This is a genomic window from Agromyces cerinus (genome assembly GCF_016907835.1).
GTDB lineage: Bacteria > Actinomycetota > Actinomycetes > Actinomycetales > Microbacteriaceae > Agromyces > Agromyces nitratus.
In genome coordinates this window covers 1500825-1522850 of the sequence record NZ_JAFBCT010000001.1, presented here as the reverse complement: position 1 = coordinate 1522850, position 22026 = coordinate 1500825, and the positions used below count along the sequence as shown (strand labels likewise).

20 protein-coding genes and 1 tRNA gene are annotated in these 22026 nt (G+C 68.9%); 11 read left to right on the top strand and 10 right to left on the bottom strand.

What is annotated here, in order from left to right; all coding sequences use genetic code 11:
- The first annotated feature begins 3 nt into the window (after window positions 1–3).
- From JOE59_RS07030 to JOE59_RS07000, 7 genes are all read left to right on the top strand, one after another.
- On the top strand, window positions 4–921 hold the full coding sequence (locus JOE59_RS07030) for a DMT family transporter (RefSeq protein WP_307836989.1): 918 nt from the start codon (window positions 4–6) through the stop codon (window positions 919–921).
- Between the two features lie 169 nt (window positions 922–1090).
- Window positions 1091–2344, top strand: a complete 1254-nt coding sequence (locus tag JOE59_RS07025) for a glycosyltransferase (RefSeq protein WP_307836988.1) — start codon at window positions 1091–1093, stop codon at window positions 2342–2344.
- 10 nt (window positions 2345–2354) lie between these two features.
- A tRNA-Ile gene (locus JOE59_RS07020) sits at window positions 2355–2428 on the top strand.
- Window positions 2429–3684: 1256 nt separating this feature from the next.
- On the top strand, window positions 3685–4923 hold the full coding sequence (locus JOE59_RS07015; RefSeq protein ID WP_204459525.1) for a peptidase MATCAP family protein: 1239 nt from the start codon (window positions 3685–3687) through the stop codon (window positions 4921–4923).
- 35 nt (window positions 4924–4958) lie between these two features.
- Window positions 4959–5987 carry an ATP-grasp domain-containing protein gene (locus JOE59_RS07010; protein ID WP_307836987.1) on the top strand — a complete coding sequence of 343 codons (1029 nt, stop codon included), beginning with the start codon at window positions 4959–4961 and terminating at the stop codon, window positions 5985–5987.
- A 383-nt stretch (window positions 5988–6370) separates the two neighbouring features.
- Complete coding sequence (locus JOE59_RS07005; RefSeq protein ID WP_204459524.1) at window positions 6371–6961, top strand: dihydrofolate reductase family protein; 591 nt, start codon at window positions 6371–6373, stop codon at window positions 6959–6961.
- Window positions 6962–7141: 180 nt separating this feature from the next.
- A complete protein-coding gene (locus JOE59_RS07000; protein ID WP_204459523.1) occupies window positions 7142–7843 on the top strand; it encodes a hypothetical protein in 702 nt (233 codons plus the stop codon).
- Between the two features lie 69 nt (window positions 7844–7912).
- On the opposite strand, the gene dinB is transcribed toward JOE59_RS07000, so the two are convergent.
- Window positions 7913–9109, bottom strand: a complete 1197-nt coding sequence (gene dinB / locus JOE59_RS06995) for a DNA polymerase IV (RefSeq protein ID WP_204459522.1) — start codon at window positions 9107–9109, stop codon at window positions 7913–7915.
- 156 nt (window positions 9110–9265) lie between these two features.
- Between dinB and JOE59_RS06990 the strand changes: the two genes are divergently transcribed.
- Both JOE59_RS06990 and JOE59_RS06985 read left to right on the top strand, forming a co-directional pair.
- Entirely contained in the window at window positions 9266–9838 is a 573-nt protein-coding gene (locus tag JOE59_RS06990) for a hypothetical protein (protein ID WP_204459521.1), read from the top strand.
- 95 nt (window positions 9839–9933) lie between these two features.
- On the top strand, window positions 9934–10353 hold the full coding sequence (locus JOE59_RS06985) for an MmcQ/YjbR family DNA-binding protein (RefSeq protein WP_204459520.1): 420 nt from the start codon (window positions 9934–9936) through the stop codon (window positions 10351–10353).
- A gap of 19 nt (window positions 10354–10372) precedes the next feature.
- Here the strand turns inward: JOE59_RS06985 and JOE59_RS06980 are convergent, their stop codons facing one another.
- The 5 genes from JOE59_RS06980 to JOE59_RS06960 form a co-directional block, all read right to left on the bottom strand.
- On the bottom strand, window positions 10373–11521 hold the full coding sequence (locus JOE59_RS06980; RefSeq protein ID WP_307836985.1) for an enoyl-CoA hydratase/isomerase family protein: 1149 nt from the start codon (window positions 11519–11521) through the stop codon (window positions 10373–10375).
- Window positions 11522–11590: 69 nt separating this feature from the next.
- Window positions 11591–13027 (bottom strand): DUF1254 domain-containing protein, encoded by a 1437-nt coding sequence (locus JOE59_RS06975; protein WP_204459518.1) that lies wholly within the window; start codon window positions 13025–13027, stop codon window positions 11591–11593.
- 72 nt (window positions 13028–13099) lie between these two features.
- On the bottom strand, window positions 13100–14557 hold the full coding sequence (locus tag JOE59_RS06970; RefSeq protein ID WP_204459517.1) for a flotillin family protein: 1458 nt from the start codon (window positions 14555–14557) through the stop codon (window positions 13100–13102).
- Window positions 14558–14642: 85 nt separating this feature from the next.
- Window positions 14643–15113 (bottom strand): NfeD C-terminal domain-containing protein, encoded by a 471-nt coding sequence (locus JOE59_RS06965; RefSeq protein ID WP_204459516.1) that lies wholly within the window; start codon window positions 15111–15113, stop codon window positions 14643–14645.
- Window positions 15114–15250: 137 nt separating this feature from the next.
- A complete protein-coding gene (locus JOE59_RS06960; protein ID WP_204459515.1) occupies window positions 15251–16027 on the bottom strand; it encodes a putative endonuclease domain-containing protein in 777 nt (258 codons plus the stop codon).
- A 79-nt stretch (window positions 16028–16106) separates the two neighbouring features.
- Between JOE59_RS06960 and JOE59_RS06955 the strand changes: the two genes are divergently transcribed.
- Window positions 16107–17900, top strand: coding sequence for a bifunctional 3'-5' exonuclease/DNA polymerase (locus JOE59_RS06955; RefSeq protein WP_204459514.1), 1794 nt, complete (start codon window positions 16107–16109; stop codon window positions 17898–17900).
- Here the strand turns inward: JOE59_RS06955 and JOE59_RS06950 are convergent.
- Entirely contained in the window at window positions 17879–18535 is a 657-nt protein-coding gene (locus JOE59_RS06950; protein ID WP_204459513.1) for a PadR family transcriptional regulator, read from the bottom strand. The genes JOE59_RS06955 and JOE59_RS06950 overlap by 22 nt on opposite strands.
- Window positions 18536–18704: 169 nt before the next feature.
- On the opposite strand from JOE59_RS06950, the gene JOE59_RS06945 reads away from it, so the two are divergent.
- Window positions 18705–19226, top strand: a complete 522-nt coding sequence (locus tag JOE59_RS06945) for a DUF3145 domain-containing protein (RefSeq protein WP_204459512.1) — start codon at window positions 18705–18707, stop codon at window positions 19224–19226.
- A 154-nt stretch (window positions 19227–19380) separates the two neighbouring features.
- Here JOE59_RS06945 and JOE59_RS06940 read toward each other — a convergent pair whose 3' ends face one another.
- From JOE59_RS06940 to JOE59_RS06930, 3 genes are all read right to left on the bottom strand, one after another.
- A complete protein-coding gene (locus JOE59_RS06940) occupies window positions 19381–20616 on the bottom strand; it encodes a beta-ketoacyl-[acyl-carrier-protein] synthase family protein (RefSeq protein ID WP_204459511.1) in 1236 nt (411 codons plus the stop codon).
- An 81-nt stretch (window positions 20617–20697) separates the two neighbouring features.
- On the bottom strand, window positions 20698–20946 hold the full coding sequence (locus tag JOE59_RS06935) for an acyl carrier protein (RefSeq protein ID WP_056008597.1): 249 nt from the start codon (window positions 20944–20946) through the stop codon (window positions 20698–20700).
- A gap of 65 nt (window positions 20947–21011) precedes the next feature.
- On the bottom strand, window positions 21012–22016 hold the full coding sequence (locus JOE59_RS06930; protein WP_204459510.1) for a beta-ketoacyl-ACP synthase III: 1005 nt from the start codon (window positions 22014–22016) through the stop codon (window positions 21012–21014).
- Window positions 22017–22026: the final 10 nt, after the last annotated feature.

Genomic DNA, 22026 nt, shown 5'->3' with positions numbered 1-22026 from the left:
TGCGTGGAACCGGACCTGAGCGACCTCACCGAGCAGATCGCACTCGACCCCACCCAGTTCATCGGGATCCCGCTCGCCCTCGTCGGCGCGGTGTTCCTCTCCCTCGGAGCGCAGTTCCAGCACCGAGGCGTGGTCAAGGTCGAGTCGCGCACCGTCGACAGCTTCGGCAAGGGGCTGAACTTCAAGCAGCTCACGCTGCTCCTCGCGCGACCCTCGTGGGTACTCGGCACGGTCATGCTCGGTCTCGCGATCGTCTTCCAGCTGTCGAGCCTCTACTTCGCCCCGCTCATCGTGGTGCAGCCGCTCGGCGCCATCGCGCTCGTCATCACGTCGATCCTCAACTCGCGCATCAATCACGTGAAGCTGAATCGGAAGTCGATCACGGCGATCGTGATGTGCGTGGGCGGCGTGTTCCTCTTCGTCGGCGTCGCCGCGTTCACGGCCGTCGACAAGCCGGTCACCGAGCGGCAACTGATCACGATCCTGATCATCCTCGCCATCGTGCTCGCGGCCTCCGGTGTCACGTTCGCGCTGTTCCGCCAGCACATCCGCGCCATCTACTACGTCATCATGGCCGGCGTGCTCTACGGCTTCGTGGCCACCCTCGCCAAGGTCGTGATCGGCCGGGTGGAGCAGGGCGAGTTCGAATGGCTCACCGCACTCTGCCTGATCGGGCTGCTGGGCGCCGCCGCACTCGGCGCGTACTTCGTGCAGAACGCGTACGCGTCGGGCCCGCCCGACCTGGTCATCGCGGGGCTGACGGTCGTCGACCCGATGGTGGCCGTGGCGATCGGCATCGCCGTGCTCGGTGAGGCGTCGCAGGCGCCGCTCTGGGCGATCGGCGTGTTCATCGTGGCCGGGGTCATCGCGGTGTGGGGCGTCTTCCAACTTGCCCGAAACCACCCCCAGACGCGCCTGTGAGCTGAGTGTCGGCTGCTCCGACGACATGCGCGCACAGGGGAGCATCCGGTGCGCTGCGTAGACTATCGTCGGATTCAGTCCGCGCGTCGAGCCGCCTATCGCAGCGCCCCGATGCCCCGACGAGGGCCGATCGCCCTCGATCCCTTGAAATGGTGAGGAACAACCCCACGTGTCAGACACCCCCGGTGCGAGTACTCCCGGCACCGCCGGAGCCGAGATCGAGCGACCGCTCACGGTTCTGATCGGCGCCGACACCTTCGCCCCCGACGTCAACGGCGCCGCACGCTTCGCCGAACGCCTCGCTGCAGGCCTCGCCGAGCGCGGTCACGACGTGCACGTCATGGCCCCTGCGGGCAACCGCAAGCACGGCACCTGGAAGGAGGTGCACGAGGGTCAGGAGATCACGGCGCACCGCCTCCGCAGCTGGCGTTGGTACCCGCACGACTGGCTGCGGTTCGCGCTGCCGTGGCGCATCAAGCAGAACAGCGCCCGGGTCATCGACCAGGTCAAGCCCGACGTGGTGCACTTCCAGTCGCACATCATCACCGGCCGCGGCCTCTCGGTCGAAGCGCAGAAGCGCGGCATCCGCATCGTCGGCACCAATCACTTCATGCCCGAGAACATGCTCGAGTTCACGTTGCTGCCCGCGGCGTGGCAGGAGTGGGCGGTCGGTCTCGCCTGGAAGGCCGCACGTCGCACCTTCGGCCGCGCCGAGGCAGTGACGACGCCGACCCGAAAGGCCGCGCAGTTCCTCGAGAAGCACACCGGTCTCGTCGGCGTGCACGCGATCTCGTGCGGCATCGATGCGCACAAGTATTCGCCGAGCTGGGAGCCGCGCACCGAGAACCGCATCCTCTTCGTCGGTCGAGTCACCGGCGAGAAGCAGATCGACGTGCTCCTGCGAGCGCTCACGTTGTTGCCGAAGGAACTCGACGCCAAGGTCGAGATCGTCGGCGGCGGCGACCAGAAGAAGAACCTCGAGCACCTGGCGGTCGAACTCGGCATCGCCGACCGGGTGAAGTTCACCGGCTATGTGACGGATGACGAGCTCCGCGAGGCCTACCACCGCGCGTCCGTGCTCGCGATGCCCTCGATCGCCGAGCTGCAGAGCATCGTGACGATGGAGGCCATGGCCTCGGCGCTGCCCGTCGTCGCGGCGAACGCGATGGCGCTTCCGCACCTCGTGCACGACGGCGAGAACGGATACCTCTTCGAGCCCAGCAACGCCGAAGACCTCGCTGCGAAGCTCCGCATCGTGCTCGAGGCCTCGCCGGCCGAGTACCGCAGGCTGAAGGAGGAGTCGATCCGGCTGATCGCCGCACACGACATCCAGCGCACGATCTCGACCTTCGAGAGTCTGTATCGTGGGAGGCCGGTGACCGATCCGGTCACCGACGTCGCGCCGGCTGCCACTCCCGAGTGACCCGGTGCGTGGGGCGGTAGCTCAGCTGGTCAGAGCAGTGGACTCATAATCCATCGGTCACGGGTTCAAGTCCCGTCCGCCCTACAAATATGGTTTCACCAGGGTGAGGGCGATGATCTGAAGAGACGCGCGGTTCACAGCCGGCCCCCATGCCGGCAAATTCTTGGTCGCCGAGGAGGACGAGAGCGGGTCGATCATTGCGCTCATCTGCAATGGTCAGCCTGGATCTCTGGAGTCGATTGCAGACTTCTGGTTCGCCGACGTGGTTGAGCTGGAGCGTGGCGTGACTGAGGACGGCTGGAAGGTCACCTGGCTGCCGCGGGGAAGCCTCGGGACACCGTTCTGACCAGTGGTGCAGCTCGGGGTACAGGCGCAGTGCCGGTGTGGAACCTCACGCGGGTGATGCCGTGCGCGGTGACGACGGCGTTCGCCCGTTCGAGGAAGGCCGCGCATACCAGCCCCTTCTCATCGGTAGGGCATTCATGTCGTGAGTAAGGGTTGACGCCCGCCAGCACACTGGGCTGCCTCATACTCGATCCCAATCGGGACGTCCACGCGAAGGTAATCGTCGATGACCACAGCTCCAGCCGGTGAGAACTCCCACAGCTACAAACGCTCCGGGTACCAGCCACAGCGCACGGCTCCTCCAGGGGTCCTCTTCTCGGGTTGCGGCTCTCGCCTCGCCGAGGCTGACATAACGGCATCCTGATCACGGGCGCGGAACCTCGGAATCTGCTTCTGGCTTCCGGCTTCTCACCCGGGGGCCTATTGCGATTCGTCACGTATCCCTCGGTGTCCGCTTCTCGTTAGCGCGAGGCGCGAGCCGAGCGGTTCAGACAATCCGACGATGGGCGGGTGCTCGTCGAACTCATTGATGATCAAGGCGCGGTGTCCGTCGAGATCTTCGAGCTACGCGCTGGCCGAGTAACCAGTGAGTGGGAGTTCTTGTTCGGCCCATCCGTGAGTTCGTCAACTGAACTCGGACCCACTACGGCAATCTAGCCGGGTCCAGCTGATCTCACATCGCTGCGGCGTACCCCCGCTGCTGGCGCCGTGAGTACTTCGACATCGTTCACCTACGCATAGTGCACTCCGTGCCAGCATGCAAGGCCTCGACGCCGCGACGGCGGCACGCATACGGTCTGATCATCGAGTGAACGGAGCCACCATGTCCGATCCGGAGATCACCCCGTCGCGGACGGCTGACGACTCAGGTGGGAAGAGCGATGACCGTCGCGGGTCGAGCGACGACGTCACCCTTCCTGCGGAGACCCAGATCGAAGACGAGACCGTCGGGATCGATACTGCGTCGGGTGGGACCCAGAGCCCCGGGGACGACGATGAGTGACGCTCGCCCTGGCGATCCTGGCCCGCCCGAGGACGAGCCTGCCCGCGAGCGGTCGTCACCGACGGAGGAGCTGGCGCCCGCACTCGACATCGACGCCCGGCTCACCGAGATCGAGCGCCGTGTGAACCTGCTCGTCAACGTCACGCCACTCAATGCGGCGGAGGCGTGGGCGGACTTCGAACGCAGTGACTTCGGCACGGCCCCCACGCTGCGGCTGCGGCCGTTGGACTTCGACCCGGACCTGCTGCAGCGCGACCTGTACGACCTCGAGGTCGAGAATGTGGATGACCCGGCGCTGCACACGCTCTTCCGGGCGAAGAGGGACGAGATCGCCCGTCAGATCACCGCGTTGGAGGACCGCGACACGTCACGGTTCCTCTACGGGTCACTCCAGCTCTACGGAACGGTGGCCCCTCCGCTGGCCGCGGCGGCGCAGGAGCTGCTCGAGACCATCCCCCCGCAGGCGCCCAGCACCCAGACCGTCACCGCCGGGGCGTTCGCCGACGAGGCCCGGGCGGAGTTCGAGCGCTACCGTGCCGTGTATCCGGACTTCCCGGTCAGCGTCGAGGTGCGAGACGACGTCTCCGAGCTGATGGTGTCGTTCGGCCGCCTGCTCATCCCTGCGTCCGCCGCTTTCAGGGCCGACCGGGTCGAGCCGCTGCTGCACCACGAGGTCGGCACCCACGTGGTCACCTATCAGAACGGTGCCCGGCAGCCACTGACGCTGCTGACCATCGGCCTGCCCGGCTACGACGAGACGCAGGAAGGCCTCGCCGTGCTCGCCGAGTACCTGACCGGCGGGTTGGACCCGCGGCGGCTACGCGTGCTCGCGGCGCGAGTGGTCGCGGTCGGCGAGATGCTCGACGGCGCCGGCTTCCTGGACATCTTCGAGTTGCTGCGGGCCGCCCATCGCATACCGGCGCGTACCGCGTGGTCCATCGCCATCCGGGTCGTCGTCGGGGGCGGATCGGTGAAGGACGCGATCTACCTGCGCGGGATCACGCGCATCCTCGACGCTCTCGCCGAGGGCAGCCGGCTCGACGTCCTGCTCGTCGGCAAGCTCGCATTGGACCACATCCCCTTGGTGCAGGATCTGCTCGACCGCGAGGTGCTCCACGCCCCGTGGGTTCGGCCACGCTGGTTGGACGTGCCCGGTGCACAAGAGCGTCTGGAGAGGCTGCGCGCGGGCGCGACTGTCACCGACCTCTACGAAGGAGACAGGGCAGCATGAGGCTCGCATTTCTCGTCAACGATGTCGCCACCGAGGTGGACGAGTACACGACCACCCGACTTGCACGGGCCGCGGCCAGGGGCGGGCACGAGACCTGGTATGTCGGCGTCGGGGATCTCGAGCTCGGCAGCAGCGACGGGCTGTTCGCGGCCATGGCTCGCGCCGCGAGATGGAAGAGCGACGACACTCTCGCGAGCTTCATGGAGAGGATCAAGGCGCGCGACGCCGAGCGGATCGTCATGGACGACCTCGATGCGCTCGTCCTGCGCAACGAGTCGATCGACGACCTGCAGGAGCGCCCGTGGGCCAGCCCGATGGGCGTGGTGTTCGGACAGATGCTCGCGGACCGAGGTGTGACGGTGGTCAACGACCCGAACACCCTCCATCGGGCGACCAGCAAGCTCTACCTGGAGGAGTTCTCCGAGAACGTCCGACCTCGGTCGCTGGTGACACGAAACAAGGAGGCGATCGAGCGGTTCGTCGACGACGTCGGCCATTGCGTCGTCAAACCGCTGTACGGGGCCAAGGGCCGCAACGTCTTCATGATCGAGGGCCCGGGGGAGACCAACCTCGCTCAGATGACGGAGGCCGTCCTGCAGGACGGGTACGCCATCATCCAGGAGTTCGTCGACGGCGCCGAGGACGGCGATGCCCGGATCTTCTTGCTGGAGGGCCGCATCCTCGAGCGCGACGGCCGGCCGGCCGCCTTCCGACGCGTGCCCAGCGGTAACGACCCGCGCGCCAACATCAGCACCGGCGGTCGGTCGGTGCCCCTCGAGGTCGGTGAGGCCGAGCTCGGCATCGTCGAGGCGATGGGCGACAAGCTCGTCGCCGATGGCATGTTCCTCGTGGGCATCGACGTGATCGGCGGTCACGTGGTGGAGATCAACGCGGAGAGTCCCGGCGGGTTCCAGAGCATCGAGAGGCTCTACGACATCGACATCGCCGAGACCGTCATCGAAGCCCTGGAGCGCCGCGCAGGCCCTGGGACGGAGGCGAACCTGTTGGTGGGCCGGTCGGCTGCTTCGAACCCGAACAGTATTCCGTCGATGGGTGGCCAATAGTTCATCCCGTCGATGACGCCTCGACCCCCAGCGGGTCCAGCGGCAGTTCGATGTCGACCATCATTGCGGCGTCCGCAGGCCCAGAAGCATGCGCTGGTGTCCGATTCGGGGTTGGTGACCGCGTTCTCGGAGGACGCTGCCGCCCGCGAAGCCAGGATCGGTCGGTTTGTCCGGACATCCAGCCGAGATACTTGAATCGTGACCGTGGCAGGCGCACAGTGGAAGGAGAGGGAGGGCGCCTATGCGCGACTGGATGACTCAGCCGGATGTCATGCCGATCCTGTCCCCGGGCCGGCACTTCTCCCCACGGCGTGGGGCGTGCGATTATGCGGTCGTCTCAGCTTCGCTGAGCTGATCCGCGCACGTCCAGATCGGAGAACCCTGTGGGCAAGGTGGTCTTGAACGGCTCGGTGTCGGTGGACGGCTTCATCGCGGACGAGAACGACGATCCCGGTCCACTGTTCGAATGGCTGGTCAGCGGTGACGTCCCGTTGGACGAGAGCGGCGTGTTGAACGTGTCGCAAGCGTCCTACGACCACATCCGGCCGTACTGGGACCAGATCGGGGTGACCATCGCCGGCCGCCACGTCTTCGACCTGACGGACGGTTGGGACGGAAAGCCTCCGAGCGGGATCGACCACGTGGTCGTCGTGACGCACCGACCGCAGCCCGAGGGCTGGGACTCCGAGGCGCCGTTCCACTTCGTCGACGGCGTCGAGGCGGCCATGGCCAAGGCGCAAGAACTTGCGGGTGACCGCATCGTCGAGGTCGCCGCTGGTGACGTCGGTGGCCAGATGTTTGCCGCGGGCCTGGTCGACGAGGTGCGCATGGATGTCGCACCCGTCGTGTTCGGGGCCGGCAAGCGCTACTTCGGGTCGGTCCACGCACCGCACCTGTTGGAGGATCCTGATGTGGTGATTCAGGGCGACCGGGTGCTACACCTGCGCTATCGGGTGCGCCGGCAACCGAACTGAGCGGGTGCGCGAAGACGCCCCTTGCGAACGACGGCACAGGGTCGGGTATCCGGCTGCGCTTGCGCATCGCTGCACTGAGGCCGACGCGCCAGCCGACATCCACCCTCGATGGACATCCGGGCGAGGTACTTGAATCGCGGCCGCGGCAGGCGCACAGTGGAAGGAGACAGAGGGGGTCTCATGCGCGACTGGACGGCTCAGCCGGATGTCATGCCGATCCTGTCCCCGGGCCGGCACTTCTCCCCACGGCGCGGGGCGTGCTTCATGGAATTCGCGTCGTACCTCGCGGGGGAGCGTTGGAGCGACCATCCCGCCTGCACGCACCGCACGCTCGCGCTTCTTGCGCGGATGGTGAACGACCGGACGAGCGAGGCCGGCCGCGCCCGGCTCACGCCGCTCATCCCGACGGTCATCGGCCTGACGAGCGATGACCCGCTGCTCGACGTGCTGCTCGCCGTACGAGCTGCCAGTGCCGCCTTGCCCATCGCCGCCGAGGAACGTCAGCGTTCGCTGGCGGTGGGGCTGCGAGTCGCCCTCAGGGTCCTCGCGGATCGAGACGACGATCCCGCCGCGGAATTGCGCGAACTGGGCAAGGCTGCCCTCCGCGCCGCCCCCGCCGCCGACGCCTGGGCCGCACGGTTCATCGAGGAGGTCGGTCCGGGCCGCCCCGGCATGACGGTGCGGCAGTGCTCCGCTCTCGCGACCAGCGCCGTCGATGGGATCGCGCGGGCGTGCGTCGCGGATCCCGATGAACATCTCGTCGCCCTGCTCACTGCTGCCGTGTCGGACACGGTTCGCTTCGTGGGTGCTGATCGAGGTCGAACTCTCCGACGAGTCCATCCAGGTCCCTTCGCCGGCGCAGCGGTCATGTCGCTTCGCTGAGGCGATCCGCGCCATCTCTCCAGATCGGCGTGATGAGCCGCCGCGATGACGTTGCATCGTCCATCGTGTTCACTCGTGTTCGGACAGCAGCGGCGGCGACCATCCCGGATCGCGACCGAGTTGCGCAGCGCGCGAGACGGATGCCGCGCCGAAGCGATCGCGTACCGCGTCGAGCGCCGTGTCGAGGCGCACCCCGTCGTCCCAGTCGATCGGCAGCTCCGGCTGGAGGCTGTCGGTGCGCGCCAGTTGCGACAGCGAGACCCCGATCAGGGTGATGCCGCGCTCTGCGATCACGGGCTGCGCGCCGACGAGCAGCTCTCGCGCGACGCTGAGCAGCATTGCGGTGCGATCGGAGGGGGAGCGGAGCGTGCGCGAGCGGGTCGCCTTCACGAAGTCGCCGTAGCGAAGACGCAGCACGACCGTGCGGCACATCCGGTCGCCGTCGCGGAGGCGGCGGGCGAGCCGATCGACGATCTGGGTGAGGATGACGTCCAGCTCGTCGGCGGAGCGCAGGCGACTGCCGAGTGCGCGCTGAGAGCCGATGGCGCTGCGGCGGCGCGTGGTGTCGACCGGGCGGGGGTCCCGCAACCGGGCCAGCGCGTGCAGATGCGCGCCGGTCGCCTTGCCGAGCAGCCTCTCCGCGGTCGCGGCTTCGAGCTCCGCCAGTTGCCCGACCGTTCGAATGCCGAGCCGATGCAGCTTCTCGGCCGTCACCGCACCGACTCCCCACAGTCGTTCCACCGGCAACGGCAGCAGGAACGCCTCCTCCCGTTCGGGCTCGACCACCAGCAGGCCGTCGGGCTTGCTGACCGCGCTGGCGACCTTCGCGAGGAACTTGGTCCGCGCGATCCCGACCGAGATGGCCAACCCGACCTCGGAACGAACCCGCTCACGCAGTCGCAGCGCGATCTGCTCGGGCGTGCCCGCGATGCGTCGGAGGCCCCCGACCTCCAAGAACGCCTCGTCGATGGAAAGCCCCTCCACCAGCGGCGTCGTGTCGCGGAAGATCGCGAACACGGCTCGGCTGGCCGCCGAGTACGCGTCCATCCGCGGCGGGACGACCACGGCATCCGGGCAGAGGTTGCGCGCCTGCCGGCCGCCCATCGCAGTGCGCACCCCACGGGCCTTCGCCTCGTAGCTCGCCGCCAGTACGACACCGCCGCCGACGACGACGGGCCGGCCGCGCAGTTCAGGCGCGTCGCGCTGCTCGACCGACGCGTAGAACGCATCGAGATCCGCGTGCAGCACGGTCGCCTCGCCCCGCATCTCGCTCCTTCAAATCGGTCGTCCGTACTGCGGATCGTCGCACGCACCGACGACACGGGGCCGGCCCTCGCGGGCTCACCTGCTGCGAACAATGCGCTACCCGATCGTTATCGTTCCGGCCACGAAGGGCGTCTCACGTCGCAATAGGCTTTCGGGATGCCTCGATTCCTCACGCCCGTCGCCCTGGCCGTTGCGGCCTCACTCGCCCTCGCAGGTTGCTCGAGCAACCCGGGCAACGATTCACCGTCGGCGAGTGAAGCGCAGGAGCCGACTGCGGCGCCCGCCACGGGGGTCGCGGTCGAGGGGACCGGGTACGGGTTCGTCGCACCCGAGGGCTGGGAGATTCCGGCCGACTTCTCGTTGCCCGGCGCGGATGTCATCGTCGCCGATCTGACCGACTCCGACGGATTCGCCGACAACGTCAACGTCTTCCTCTCTCCTGCGGGTGAGCTCGCACCCGACCAGGTCGAGTCGATGGGTGTCGGCGAACTCGAGGGGGCAGGTGCCACGGAGGTGACGGTGCGGGAGCGCGTCGTGGTCGCCGAGTCGGAGTCGGCGCACATCTCGGCCGGTCTCTCGTCGAACGGAGCCGACTATCTGATCGAGCAGTACTACGTGACCAACGACGGCCAGACGTACGTCGTCACGTTCTCGTTCAGCCCGACCGTGTCGCAGCCCGACCGCGACGAGCTGTCGGAGTCCGTGCTCGCGACGTGGGACTGGTCGTAGGTCGCCCAGCCCGACTTCTTCGGCCCGGCGCCGGCGCCGGGCGCGTGAGCCCCGTGAAGGCGTTTCCGGTCGGTGGTGCGTCGTAGGCTTGCGCCGTGGCCAACCTCGATGATCTCCGTCGCACCGCCGTCGGGCTGCCCGGGAGCGAAGAGCGAGCGACGACGGGCGGCGCCGCCTGGTTCGTGCGCGGCAAGCTCTACGCCTGGGAGTGCCACCCCTGGCCGAGCATCCCTGAAGACATGCGTACGATCATCGCGGCAGAACTCGTCGTCGGCGTGAAGGTCGCCGACCCCGTCGATGCACTCGCGCTCGTCGAGATGGCACCCGGTGTGTTCCTGCGCACCACCACGAGGTGGGGCGAGCCGAAGGTGGCGTTCCGCATGGCGGGGATCGACGAGCAGCACCTCGCAGAGCTGGTGACCGAGGCGTGGAGAGTGCAGGCTCCGAAGTACTTGCGGACCCGATTCGACGAGCTCGGCCCCGAGACCGCCGCCCTGCCGTCACGAGGGGACTGAGCGTCGCGGTCGATGCCGCCTACGCCGGCTCCTCCTCGGGGATGCCGAGCCCGCGAGGGAACACGCTGTGGCGGAGCTGGGTCTCCATGGCTCCGACGATGTCCGCGATGTCGACCGCCGCGAGATCTGCGGGCTGCCACTCCGGCACGACATCCTGGTGGAGCGAGTCGGTGTTCTGCGCCACCAGTGCCTGCACCCCGGTGAACATGTCGGGTTGCGTCGTGAACCAGCGCGCCAGCCGCAGCTCGCGTTCGAGCGCCTCGCGCAACGATTCGCCGTCGCGCGCAGCTCGTACCGAGCGCAGCGTCGCCGCAAGTGCCGTCGGCGAGAGCCGGAGGAGCGTGTCGGCGGCCGCGGCCGCGTTTCCAGCAGCATCGGGGTCGCTCGAATCGGCGGCGCGCAGCCCGGCAACCTCTTCGTGGTTCGAGAACGCCCAGAGGCGCTCGAGGATCGCATGGACCGAGTCCACGGCGTAACAGGCGTCGATCCAGTCACGACGGACGAGCACCGTCGAGGTGCCGGGGTCGGCCGCGAATCGCCGAACCTTCTCATCGGGCGCGGCCCCGTCACCTTCGTCTTCGAGTGCTGCGGTCAACTCACCGATCCGCTCCGTCGGCACCATCACATCGGCGAAGCCGAGGGCGATCGCGTCCGCTGCGGTCAGGTCGACCGAGTTCAGGGCGAGGTACGTTCCGACCTCACCCGGGGTGCGCGCGAGCCGCCACGTCGCACCCCCGTCGGGAACGAAGCCGTAGCCGGTCTCCGGATGCCCGAGCTTCACCCGATCCGTCACCACTCGTGTGGAGGCGTGGCCGGCGAGCGCGATGCCGCCGCCCATCGTCATGCCGTGCATGATCGACACGATCGGTTTGGGGTACTCGGCGAGCTTCGCGATCAGGCGGTATTCATCGCGGAAGAAGACCGCGCCGATCGTCATGCCCTCGGCCGCACGAGCCAGGATCTCGCGGAAGTCGCCGCCTGCGCAGAACCCGTAGTCGCCGACCCCGTCCAGCAGGATGGCCGAGACGGAGGGATCCTCCGCCCACGCATCGAGCGCCTCGGTCATGGCGCGCATCATCTCGAGGTCGATCGCGTTGATCGACTCCGGACGATTGAGACTCAGGTGGCCGAGTTGGCCGACGACGACGGAGTTGACAGGCGTATGCACCCGCACAACGCTAACGGGCGTAGACCCGTGGTGACGACTCGACGTGCGGCTCGAACGTCTGGGCCACCCTCATCCGATCGGCTCGAACTCGTTGAGGCGCCAGGTCTGATCGAACCAGGGCTCGAGCGGGCCATAGAGGCGCAGCACCGGGAACCAGGACTTGCCGGGCAGCGTCTCGACCCAGTTCGACTCCTTGCCGACCGGCGCGGCCGGGCCGAAGTAGAGGTCGAACGAGCCGTCGTCGTTGGCCTGGAGCTTGCCGTCGTTGCTGGCGAGAGCCGGGTACGGGGTCGAGGGGATGACGAGCAGCGACCGCGTCTGCGTGTCGTACACGTCGATTGCCCAGAAGTTCTTCGCCGGGGGATTGGCGTCGACGTGCAGACGATAGCTGCGCGCGCCGTCGAGGAGCTGTCCTTCGGAGTCGTGCACGGTGTAGGCGTACGCCGACCCGGCACCGACCTGCGCGTGCGCCATCGCCGGGGTGATGACCGTCGCGAGGTAGTGGAACTGGGTGCGGGCGTCGAGAAGCCGAGCACCGTCACGGAGGAACTCGTAGTTGCCGCCCACGAAGGCGTTGCGCCACGATCCGTACAGCACGGCTTCGGGGTCGCGCGGTGCGTAGCCGACCGTTCGGGCGAGGCCGGCGGCGATCGGCGCCGCCAGCTCGAGTATGGCGCGCAGACGCGCATCGGGCGCGAAGGGCTGACCGCTCACGATGCCGATCGCAGCGAGCTGACCTGCACGTTCTGCGTCGAGTGCATCTGCCGGCTCCTCCTGAACCAGCTGGGCAACCTCTTCGTAGAACGAGAAGTCGTTCGCGTGCACGGTGTTGAACGGCGTCTCGGCGAGATTGATGAATTCGTTCTCCGCGGGGTTCGCCGCATCGGCGAGCGGGTAGATGCGCGTCTGCTTCATCGCGGGGACGCCGCCGAGCGCGCGCAGCACGACGAAGTTCGTGTACGTCGGCGTGCGATAGACGAAGTAGCCGTCGGGCACCTCGCCCTCATAGCCCGGCGGCAGGAACAGGTACTTGCCGCCGGCGCCGTGGTCGGGCCCTGCGATGCCCATGTCGGCCACGTACCGGAACCAGAAGTCGTCGACGACGCACAGCGACTGCGGTGGCGCCTCGATGACGGTCGGCCCCCACGCCTTCAGGTCGAGCATGGTCACACCGTAGGTCGTCTCGGTGTTCGGCGTGAGGAACAGCGCCTTCGAGGTCGCGCGGGGCTCGGTGATGCCGATCTGCCGGGCCGAGGTGACGCCGGCGACGCGGAGGCCTGCGCGGAACGCCACGAGCGACGCTCCGGGAACGGCGTTCAGGAACACATCGATGGCTCGGATGAGGTCGAGTGCGTTGTACGCGGTCTCGACGGTCTCGGGCACCGGCACTCCATCGAAGAAGTGCAGATCGCCGAACGGCGACGGGACGGTGTCGGGTGTGCTCACCGAGGCCACGGCCTCCGCCATCTGGGCAGCGGTGAGTCCTGGACGCGTGTGCTCTGACATGTTCCCCCTTGATCGAATCGTGCTCTCACCTTGGCAGGGGTGAGGGTCGAAGTCGATCAAGGGGGCGGCGCGTCACTCCGCCGTGGTGTCGGCCGCCTTCACGAGTTGCCCGCCGGCGAGCCCGGCGAGGATCGAGCCGACGTCGAGCCCTGTCAGCGACTTGACGACCTCGGTGCCCTCGCCGAGCACCTGGCCGACGGTCTTCGTGATCGCGCTTGCGCCGTCGGTCGAGACGACGGTCAGCGTCTTGATGTTCGAGATCGGCTCCGCCGCGGCACGTACGATCTCGGGCAGGCGCGAGATGATCTCCTGCGCGAGCGCCGCCTCGCCGTACTTCTTCAGCGCCATGGCCTTCGCGTCGGTGGCGGCGGCCTCGGCGAGACCTTCGGCCTGAATCGCCGAGGCGCGAGCCTCGCCATCGGCCCGGATACCGGCGGCGAGTGCGACCTGACGGTCGCGCTCGGCCTCACCGGCGAAGCGCACGGAGGTGGCGGATGCCTCGGCGTCCTGCACCGCGGCTACCTTGTTGGCCTCGGCGATCTTGGTGCGCTTGTACGCCTCTGCCTCGGTGCTCGCGTTGGCGGCGTCGCGGAGTGCGGTCGCGCGCTGCACTTCGGCGTACGCCTCGGCCTCGGCGGGCTTGCGGATCTCGATGTCGAGCCGCTCCTGGGTCACGAGCGCCTGCTCCGAGAGCGCGTCGCGCTCCTGCACGGCGACCAGTTTGTCCTGCTCGGCCTTCGCGAGCTGACCGGATGCCTCGGCCTCGGCATTGGCCCGGTCGGTCTCGGCCTTGATCGTGGCCTGCTTCAGGCTCAGCGCCTTCTGGCGCTCGGCGACCTGCTCGGCAGCCTCGATGCGCGCGAACTCGCTGACCCGTGCGGCTTCGGCCTCGCTCACCTCGGCGACCTGACGTGCGCGGGCGGCCTCGGCGCGGCCGAGGTTCGCGAGGTACTCGCTGCCGGGCGTCGAGATGTCGGAGATGTTCAGCAGGTCGACCTGCAGGCCCTGCTCGACGAGGTCGGTCTTCGTCTCGGCGACGACGCGGTCGGAGAGGCTCTTGCGATCGGAGATGATCTGTTCGATCGTCATGTCGCCGACGATCGAGCGCAGCGAGCCCTCGAGCGATTCCTTGATGATCTCGGTGAGCAGGCTCTGCTGCGAGAGGAAGCGCTGGGCTGCACGGCGAACGCCGTCTTCGGTTCCGCTCACCTTGAAGTTGATCGACGCCTTGATGGCGATCTTGATGCGGTTCTTGTCGACGCCCTCGACGGTGATGCCGATCTGGCGCTGCTCGAGCGAGATCGCGAAGCCCTGCTGCAGGATCGGCCAGACGAAGGTGCGGCCGCCGATGACGACGCGCTGCGCCGACGACTGCTCGGGTGCGGCGCGTCCGGCCCCACGACCGACGATGACGAGCGCCTCGTTCGGTGGCACGCGGCGGATGCGGCGGGCAATGAACGTCAGCAGCGCGAGCAGCGCGATGACGATCGCGATGACCGAGATGACCTGGATCAGCAGGGGGGAGAGCATCGGGTTTCCTTTCGGGAGGAGACGCAGGGAGGGTGGTGCAGGGGACTTCGGGGGTTGAGCGGGAAGTGCGAGCGGAGGGGCGTGGTCAGCCCGCGACGACCTTCACGCGGCTGCCGGCGTGCTCGACGACGCGCACCCGAGCGCCCTCCGCGATCGGCTCGTCGGAGTACGCCAGGCGGCGCTCGAGCTCACCGGGGCCGTCGAGGCTCACCTCGCCGCCCGCGGTGGTGACATCCGAGCGCGCGACGCCCGAAAGCCCTACGGCCGAGGCGGGCACCCCGTCGGAGCTCCGGGTGAGGTTGCGAATCGCGAGCACGCAGAGCAGGTAGGCAACCGCGGCGAGCACGATCGAGAGCACGTACACCCAGACGACCTCGAGTCCCATGCTGCCGACGAGGGCGCCGGATGCCCCGAAGACGACCATGCCGACGGCGAGTGCCGTGCCGGAGAGGGCGCCGTCGCCGATCTCGAGGTGGTCGAAGATGTCGCCGAGCACGAGCGAGATGACGAGGAGTACGAGGCCGATGCCTCCGACGATGAGGAACGGAAGGAGCATCGACTGCCTCTCTGCGCGCGCGAAAACCCGGGCAGAGGGGGTGCTCGGGTGGATACACCCTACCGGGCTGGGAGGCTCCGCGCAGCAGCGGATATGCCGACCGCGTCACACGTATGCTGCGGCAGGCATCGTGGCGCTCAGACCGCGTGCTGCCGAGAGACCAGCAGCGCATCGACCGCAGCGTCGCCGCGGATGCGCCGCATGAGCGCGACGACCTCGTCGACGACGGCGAGGGTGAGGCCGCGGCATACGATGCTGTACGGCCCGAGGGCTTCGAGCCCGCCGGCCCTGATGCGGATGACCTCCCAGCCGACCTCCCGGAGCGCCTCGTCTTTCTCGACGTCGGACGCCTCTTTCAGGCCGAGGTGGGCGCGTCTCGATCGGCCGGGATCGTCGTATTCGATGGCGATGCGAAGCTGTGGGACGAGGATGTCGGGCCAGACCTCCTGCTTGCCGTAGAACATGCGCGCGGTGCGCACGGCGTTGACGCGATGGTGGAGGCGGATGCGTTCGCCGAGGAGCATGCGCAACCGCTGCTCGACCTGGGAGGTGCCGAGTCTCAGACCCGGTTTCATGAAGGCGACGCCGGCCTCGCGCCGCGCACCGGGCGCTGCCGCGTTCGACCGGCACTTGGCACAACTCGGGCCGGTCAGCACCTCGCCCACCGTGGCGGGGTATCGATCGTGCCCGCGGGCGCAGCGCCAGTCGTAGCTCGCTCCGATGCGCGTCTCGCGGGCGAGCGCGGCGCGCTGCGGGGGAGCGACGCGTGAGAGCAGCTCGGCGCGCGAGCGCTGCGTCTCGTGCAGCAGCATGCAGAGGGGGCACACGCGGGAGAGCGCGACGGCACCGGCAGCGCCCGCCTCGGCGCCGTGCCCGCATCGGAAGCTCACCGCGACCATCGACGCCGCCCGCATTCGTTCATGGGCTCGATCATCGCCGCTGCCACCGACATGATGCGCTCGGCATGTCGGACGCACGGGCGAGAATGGGAGCATGCGGATCGTGGTCGGTGCGATGGGGCCCGGCCGGGTCGCACTGGTCGACCCCTCGGTCTCGATCGCACCGTTCGACACGGTGCCGCTGCACGACCTCCCGGGCGTTGTCCGCGCCCTCGAGGCGACTCACCGCCCCCGTTGGATCTGGGCCGACACCCGTCGCTGGTACCCCCGCCTCCTCGCCGAGGGAGTGCGCGTCGAGCGCTGCCACGACCTCGTGCTCGCCTCCGCGATCCTCGACCACTCGACTGCGACGACGGCGGCTCGCGATGACGGCATGCATCCGAGGCCCGAATGGCTGCCGCTCGGGCCGGCCGAGGCCGGGCAGCCGATACCTGCCGTGCCCGCGGCATCCGCTGCGCATTCGGCGCTCTTCGATCTGCTCGACTTCGACGGCGAAGCGGATGCCGCGGCGCGCGAGACCGCCACCGGGCCGCGCGACGTGCTCGGGGTGCCGGTCGATGCGGTGCTCGCCGAGCACGCACGGCAACTGGCGCTCGTCGCCGCGTCCGAGCGGCCGGGCGCGCTCCGCCTGCTGCTCGCGGCCGAGTCCGCCGGCGCGCTCATCGGTGCGGAGCTGCACGCCGCCGGGTTGCCGTGGCATCGCGGCGTGCACGAGCGCGTGCTCGAGGCCGAGCTCGGGCCGAAGCCCGCTCCCGGTCGCAAGCCCGTTCGCATGGAGGAGCTCGCGACCGAGGTGCGAACCCTGCTCGGCGCCCCGGCCGTGAACCTCGACTCCCAGGTCGACCTGTTGAAGGCACTGCGCCGTGCCGGCATCCCGGTCGAGTCGACGAGCCGCTGGGAGCTGCGCGAGCACGACCATCCGGCGATCGAACCGCTCGTCGCCTACAAGAAGCGCGCCCGGCTGCTCAGTGCGAACGCGTGGTCCTGGCTCGACGAGTGGATCGTCGACGGGCGGTTCCGGCCCGACTACGTTCCCGGCGGCACGGCCACGGGGCGATGGGCCACATCGGGCGGCGGCGCCCTGCAGCTGCCGAAGAACGTGCGCAGCGCGGTCGTCGCCGACCCCGGCTGGACGCTCGTCGTCGCCGACGCCGCACAGCTCGAGCCGCGTGTGCTCGCAGGCATGGCGCACGACCAGGCGATGGCCGCTGCAGGCAGGGGGCGCGACTTCTACAGCGGCATCGTGGGCGCGGGCGTCGTCGAGACGCGCGATCAGGCGAAGGTCGCGATCCTCGGCGCGATGTACGGGGCGACGACCGGCGAGAGCGGCCGGCTCGTGCCGCGCCTCGCACGCGCGTACCCGCGTGCGATGGCGCTCGTCGACCGCGCCGCAGCCGAGGGGGAGCGCGGAGCCAGCGTCACCACCCTGCTCGGCAGGTCGTCGCCGCCGCCCGGAGCCGAGTGGCGCGCGATCCAGTCACTGGCCTCCCAGCCCGAGGCGACCCCGACCGACGAGCGACGTGCGCGCTCGCGTGCCCGCGACTGGGGCCGCTTCACCCGCAACTTCGTCGTGCAGGGCACCGCGGCCGAGTGGGCGCTCTGCTGGATGGCGGGCCTCCGATCGCGGCTCGTGGCGATCGCGGGCGATGCCCCCGGGCCCGGTGCGATCGCGTCCCGCTCGGGGCCGGCATTCGAGCGCATGCCGCACCTCGTCTACTACCTGCACGACGAGATCATCGTGCACACGCCCGTCGAGCACGCCGATGCCGTGGCTGCCGCGGTCATGGAGTCCGCGATGGAGGCCGGCAGGTTGCTCTTCGGCGACTTCCCCGTGGAGTTCCCGCTCGATCTCGCGATCGTCGAGAGCTACGCCTCGGCCGATGCCTGAGCCGCGTTGGCCTCGGCGGCGAGTGACTCGGAGTCGGCCGACCGCGCCGACGGCCGCCTTCCGCGTCGAGGCCGCTCCATGCGGGGTGCGAAGGCGAGATCGATCCGGCCGGTGATCGCGGCGACCTCGTCGAGCCAGGCGAGCGCCGCGTGGGCGCGCGCCACCTCGGCGGAGGCCGCCAGGGCGGCGAGCCGAACGGAGGCCACGGCCGCGTCGTCGTCGCGTTCCCCGTCGTCGACCGCTGCACGAGCGGATGCCTCGAGCGCACGCTCCTGCCACCGCACACGCTCGGCCGCGACGACCGGGCCGACCTCGATGCTCGGCAGCGACGCCGCGACGAGCACCCGATCGACGGTCTCGTCCCACGGGTCGCTGCCTGAGGCATCCGCACCGGCGAACCAGGCCGACGTCGCAGCGGTGCCCGCCTTCGTCGCCCGGTAGAGGGGGAGGCCGTCGTCGGTGGCACCCGCCGATTCCACGAGGCCCTGCTTGCCGAGGCGCTCGAGCGTCGCATAGCTCTGGCCGACATTGACGTTACGCCGCCCGCCGGTGCGCTCGGCGAGGTCGCCGTGCAATTGGAACCCGTACCCCGGGCCCGCGGAGAGCAGGGCGAGCAGTGCATCGCGAACAGCCATTCGTACTCCGATCGAAGTCAACGTTTCACTGAGTATATGGTTTCGCGCCTTGTCAATGAGCCTGATGCGGGGCATAATCGGCGGTGACGGCTCGCTCGTCGACAACCGAATACCGTCATCTATCCGTTGAGGTCGTTGGGGAAGACGCACCTCGAGAACGGAGTATGAGATGACGAAGAATGCCACGCGGGCAGTGCGCACCGCGCGAGGCGTGCTGTTCGTGCACTCCTCGCCGAGGGCGCTGTGTCCGCATGTCGAGTGGGCCGCCGGCACCGCCCTCGGTGTCGCCGTGAACTTCGACTGGAACGAGCAGCCGGTGCTTCGCGGTGCCATGCGAGCGGAGTTCTACTGGGAAGGCGATGCCGGCAGCGGCGCGAAGCTCGCCTCGGCACTGCGCGGCTGGGAGCAGCTGCGCTTCGAGGTGAGCGAAGACCCGACGCCCGGCTCCGACGGTGCACGATGGATGCACACTCCGGAACTCGGCGTCTTCTTCGCCCAGACCGACACCGCGGGCAACGTCGTGGTGCCCGAGGACCGCATCCGATATGCGATGGACGTCGGTGGCACCGACTCCATCGAACTGCATCGCGAGCTGCGCCTCGCCCTCGGGCAGGCGTGGGACGACGAACTCGAGCCCTTCCGCCACGCGAGCGACTTCGCCCCGGTCGTCTGGTTGCACCAGGTGGGCTGAGCGAACCTCGGTCCGCCGGCGGCGTGACGCGAAGTCGGATGACTCTTCCCGGCGGCGCATGAGCGAAACCCTCGGACCGTGCACGAGAAGACCCCGGCGCAGGGACTGCGACCGGGGTCTTCTCATGCGTGCACCGGGCGGGCCCGGCCCTCGTCTACGGCGTGCGGATCGCGACGACGGCGTTGTGGCCGCCGAAGCCGAACGAGTTGCTGATCGCGAGCTGCGGGCCATCACCGAGCGGCTGCGGCTCACCGGAGATGCGCAGCGGGATCTCGGGATCCTGCGTGGTGAGGTTGATCGTCGGCGGCGCAAGGCGGTTCTGGAGCGCGAGGACCGTGAATACCGCTTCGAGCGCTCCAGTGCCGCCGAGCAGGTGCCCGGTGGACGCCTTCGTGGCGGAGACGGGGATCTCGTGCACGCGATCGCCGAAGACGTTGCGCAGCGCCGTGTACTCGGCGATGTCGCCGACGGGCGTGCTCGTCGCGTGGGCGTTGATGTGCGTCACGTCGTCGACCGTCGCACCGGCCTGCGCGAGTGCGTCGAGCACCGCTCGGCTCGCGCCGCGGCCCTCGGGGTCGTTCGCGGTGATGTGGTACGAGTCGGCGCTCACCGAACCGCCCGCGAGCTCCGCATAGATGCGGGCGCCGCGCGCGAGGGCGTGCTCCTCGGTCTCGAGCACGAGGCTCGCGGCACCCTCGCCCATGACGAAGCCGTCGCGGTCGACGCTGTACGGGCGCGAGGCGTGCGCCGGGTCGTCGTTGCGACGCGAGAGCGCCTGCATCGACGAGAAGGAGGCCAGCGTGATGGGGTGCACCGCGGACTCCGAGCCGCCGGCGATGACGACGTCGGCGTAGCCGAGCTGGAGGTGCTCGTAGGCGTTCGCGAGGGACTCGGTGCTCGACGCGCAGGCCGAAGCCACCGTGCGTGCGAACGCGCGTGCCTCGAAGTGCATCGAGATCGCGGCAGATGCGGCGTTCGGCATGAGCATCGGCACGGTCATCGGCAGCACACGGCGGGGGCCGCGCTCGCGCAGTGTGTCCCATGCGTCGAGCAGGGTCCAGATGCCGCCGATGCCGGTGGCGTAGTCGACGCCGAGGCGTTCGGGGGCGACATCGGGTGATCCGGCGTCCGCCCACGCCTCCTTCGCGGAGATCAGGGCGAACTGGCTCGACGGGTCGAGTCGCTTCGCGACGGGGCGCTCGAGCACCTCTTCGGGGCGAACCTTCGCCTCGGCGGCGAAGGTGACGGGCAGCTCGTACTTGGCGACCCAGTCGTGCTCGAGCGAGCGCGCGCCGGACTCGCCGGCGAGCAGGGCGTTCCAGCTCTCAGGGGCGGTGCCGCCGAGCGGTGAGGTCGCACCGATGCCGGTGATGACGATCTTCTTGGTCATTCGAGAAACACTCCGATGGAGGAAATGGTCACACTGATCGAGCGGGCCGGGCGGAAGGCGCCGGCCCGCTCCACGCAGCTGCTAGGCCTGGGCCTTGACGATGAAGGTGACGGCGTCGCCGACGGTCTTCAGGTTCTTGACCTCTTCGTCGGGGATCTTCACGTCGAACTTCTCTTCGGCGTTGACGACGATCGTCATCATGGAGATCGAGTCGATGTCGAGGTCGTCGGTGAACGACTTGTCCAGCTCAACCGTGTCGGTCGCAATGCCGGTCTCGTCGTTGATGAGCTCGGCCAGGCCGGCAAGCACTTCTTCGGTGGACAATGCCATTGTTCTTCTCCTTGGGGGTGTCTCGTTTGACCGAGAGACAGTCTAGATGGACAGGGGGAGGTGGTTCAGGGAAGAACCACCACTTGGGCGCCGAACACGAGTCCGGCGCCGAAGCCGATCTGGAGGGCGAGGCCTCCGGAAAGTTCAGGGTGCTCCTCGAGCAGGCGGTGCGTCGCGAGCGGGATCGAGGCGGCAGAGGTGTTGCCCGTCGTCGCGATGTCGCGGGCGATGACGACGGTCTCGGGCAGCTTCAACTGCTTGGCGAACTCGTCGATGATGCGCATGTTCGCCTGGTGCGGGATGAAGGCGGCGAGGTCGTCGGACGTCACGCCCGCGGCATCCAGCGCCTGCTTCGCGACCTTCGCCATGTCCCACACGGCCCAGCGGAAGACCGTCTGACCCTCCTGCCGGAGCGTCGGCCATTCGGCCGCGCCGTCGCGGAACTCGGTGAGGGTGCCGTTCATGCCGACCGCGCCCGCCTTCGAGCCGTCGGAGCCCCAGATGGTGCGGGCGATGCCGGGCGTCTCGCTCGGGCCGACGACGACGGCGCCGGCTCCGTCGCCGAGGAGGAAGGAGATCGAGCGATCGGTCGGGTCGACGACGTCGGAGAGCTTCTCGGCCCCGATGACGAGGGCGTAGGTCGCGGCGCCCGAGCGGATCAGCGCGTCGGCCTGCGCGACCGCGTAGGCGTAGCCCGCGCAGGCGGCGTTCATGTCGTATGCCGCGGCGGGGTTCGCACCGACGCGATCAGCGACGACGGCCGCCATCGACGGCGTCTGCTGCACGTTGGAGATGGTCGCGATGATGACGAGGTCGATGAGCTCGGGGGCGATGCCCGACCGCTCGATCGCCTCGCGGGCAGCGGTCGTGGCCAGGTCGGTCGCCGAGACGTCGGCTCCGGCACGCGTGCGGGTCACGATGCCCGTGCGCTGCTGGATCCACTCGTCGGACGAATCGATCGGGCCGATCAGGTCGGCGTTGGGCACCGCGTTCTCGCCGCGGGCTGCGCCGACGGCGTAGATGCGCGTGAAGGCAGGCCCGTGCGACTGCTGGAGGGTGGGATTCGTCATGCTCGGCTTT

Bases quoted from the DNA above. Each gene is read 5' to 3' on its own strand.
- JOE59_RS07015 (WP_204459525.1), top strand. From the start codon at position 3,685: ATGAGTGACGCTCGCCCTGGCGATCCTGGCCCGCCCGAGGACGAGCCT.
- JOE59_RS07000 (WP_204459523.1), top strand. From the start codon at position 7,142: ATGCGCGACTGGACGGCTCAGCCGGATGTCATGCCGATCCTGTCCCCG.
- dinB (WP_204459522.1), bottom strand. From the start codon at position 9,109: ATGCGGGGCGAGGCGACCGTGCTGCACGCGGATCTCGATGCGTTCTAC.
- JOE59_RS06990 (WP_204459521.1), top strand. From the start codon at position 9,266: ATGCCTCGATTCCTCACGCCCGTCGCCCTGGCCGTTGCGGCCTCACTC.
- JOE59_RS06975 (WP_204459518.1), bottom strand. From the start codon at position 13,027: ATGTCAGAGCACACGCGTCCAGGACTCACCGCTGCCCAGATGGCGGAG.
- JOE59_RS06970 (WP_204459517.1), bottom strand. From the start codon at position 14,557: ATGCTCTCCCCCCTGCTGATCCAGGTCATCTCGGTCATCGCGATCGTC.
- JOE59_RS06965 (WP_204459516.1), bottom strand. From the start codon at position 15,113: ATGCTCCTTCCGTTCCTCATCGTCGGAGGCATCGGCCTCGTACTCCTC.
- JOE59_RS06960 (WP_204459515.1), bottom strand. From the start codon at position 16,027: ATGCGGGCGGCGTCGATGGTCGCGGTGAGCTTCCGATGCGGGCACGGC.
- JOE59_RS06955 (WP_204459514.1), top strand. From the start codon at position 16,107: ATGCGGATCGTGGTCGGTGCGATGGGGCCCGGCCGGGTCGCACTGGTC.
- JOE59_RS06950 (WP_204459513.1), bottom strand. From the start codon at position 18,535: ATGGCTGTTCGCGATGCACTGCTCGCCCTGCTCTCCGCGGGCCCGGGG.
- JOE59_RS06945 (WP_204459512.1), top strand. From the start codon at position 18,705: ATGACGAAGAATGCCACGCGGGCAGTGCGCACCGCGCGAGGCGTGCTG.
- JOE59_RS06940 (WP_204459511.1), bottom strand. From the start codon at position 20,616: ATGACCAAGAAGATCGTCATCACCGGCATCGGTGCGACCTCACCGCTC.
- JOE59_RS06935 (WP_056008597.1), bottom strand. From the start codon at position 20,946: ATGGCATTGTCCACCGAAGAAGTGCTTGCCGGCCTGGCCGAGCTCATC.
- JOE59_RS06930 (WP_204459510.1), bottom strand. From the start codon at position 22,016: ATGACGAATCCCACCCTCCAGCAGTCGCACGGGCCTGCCTTCACGCGC.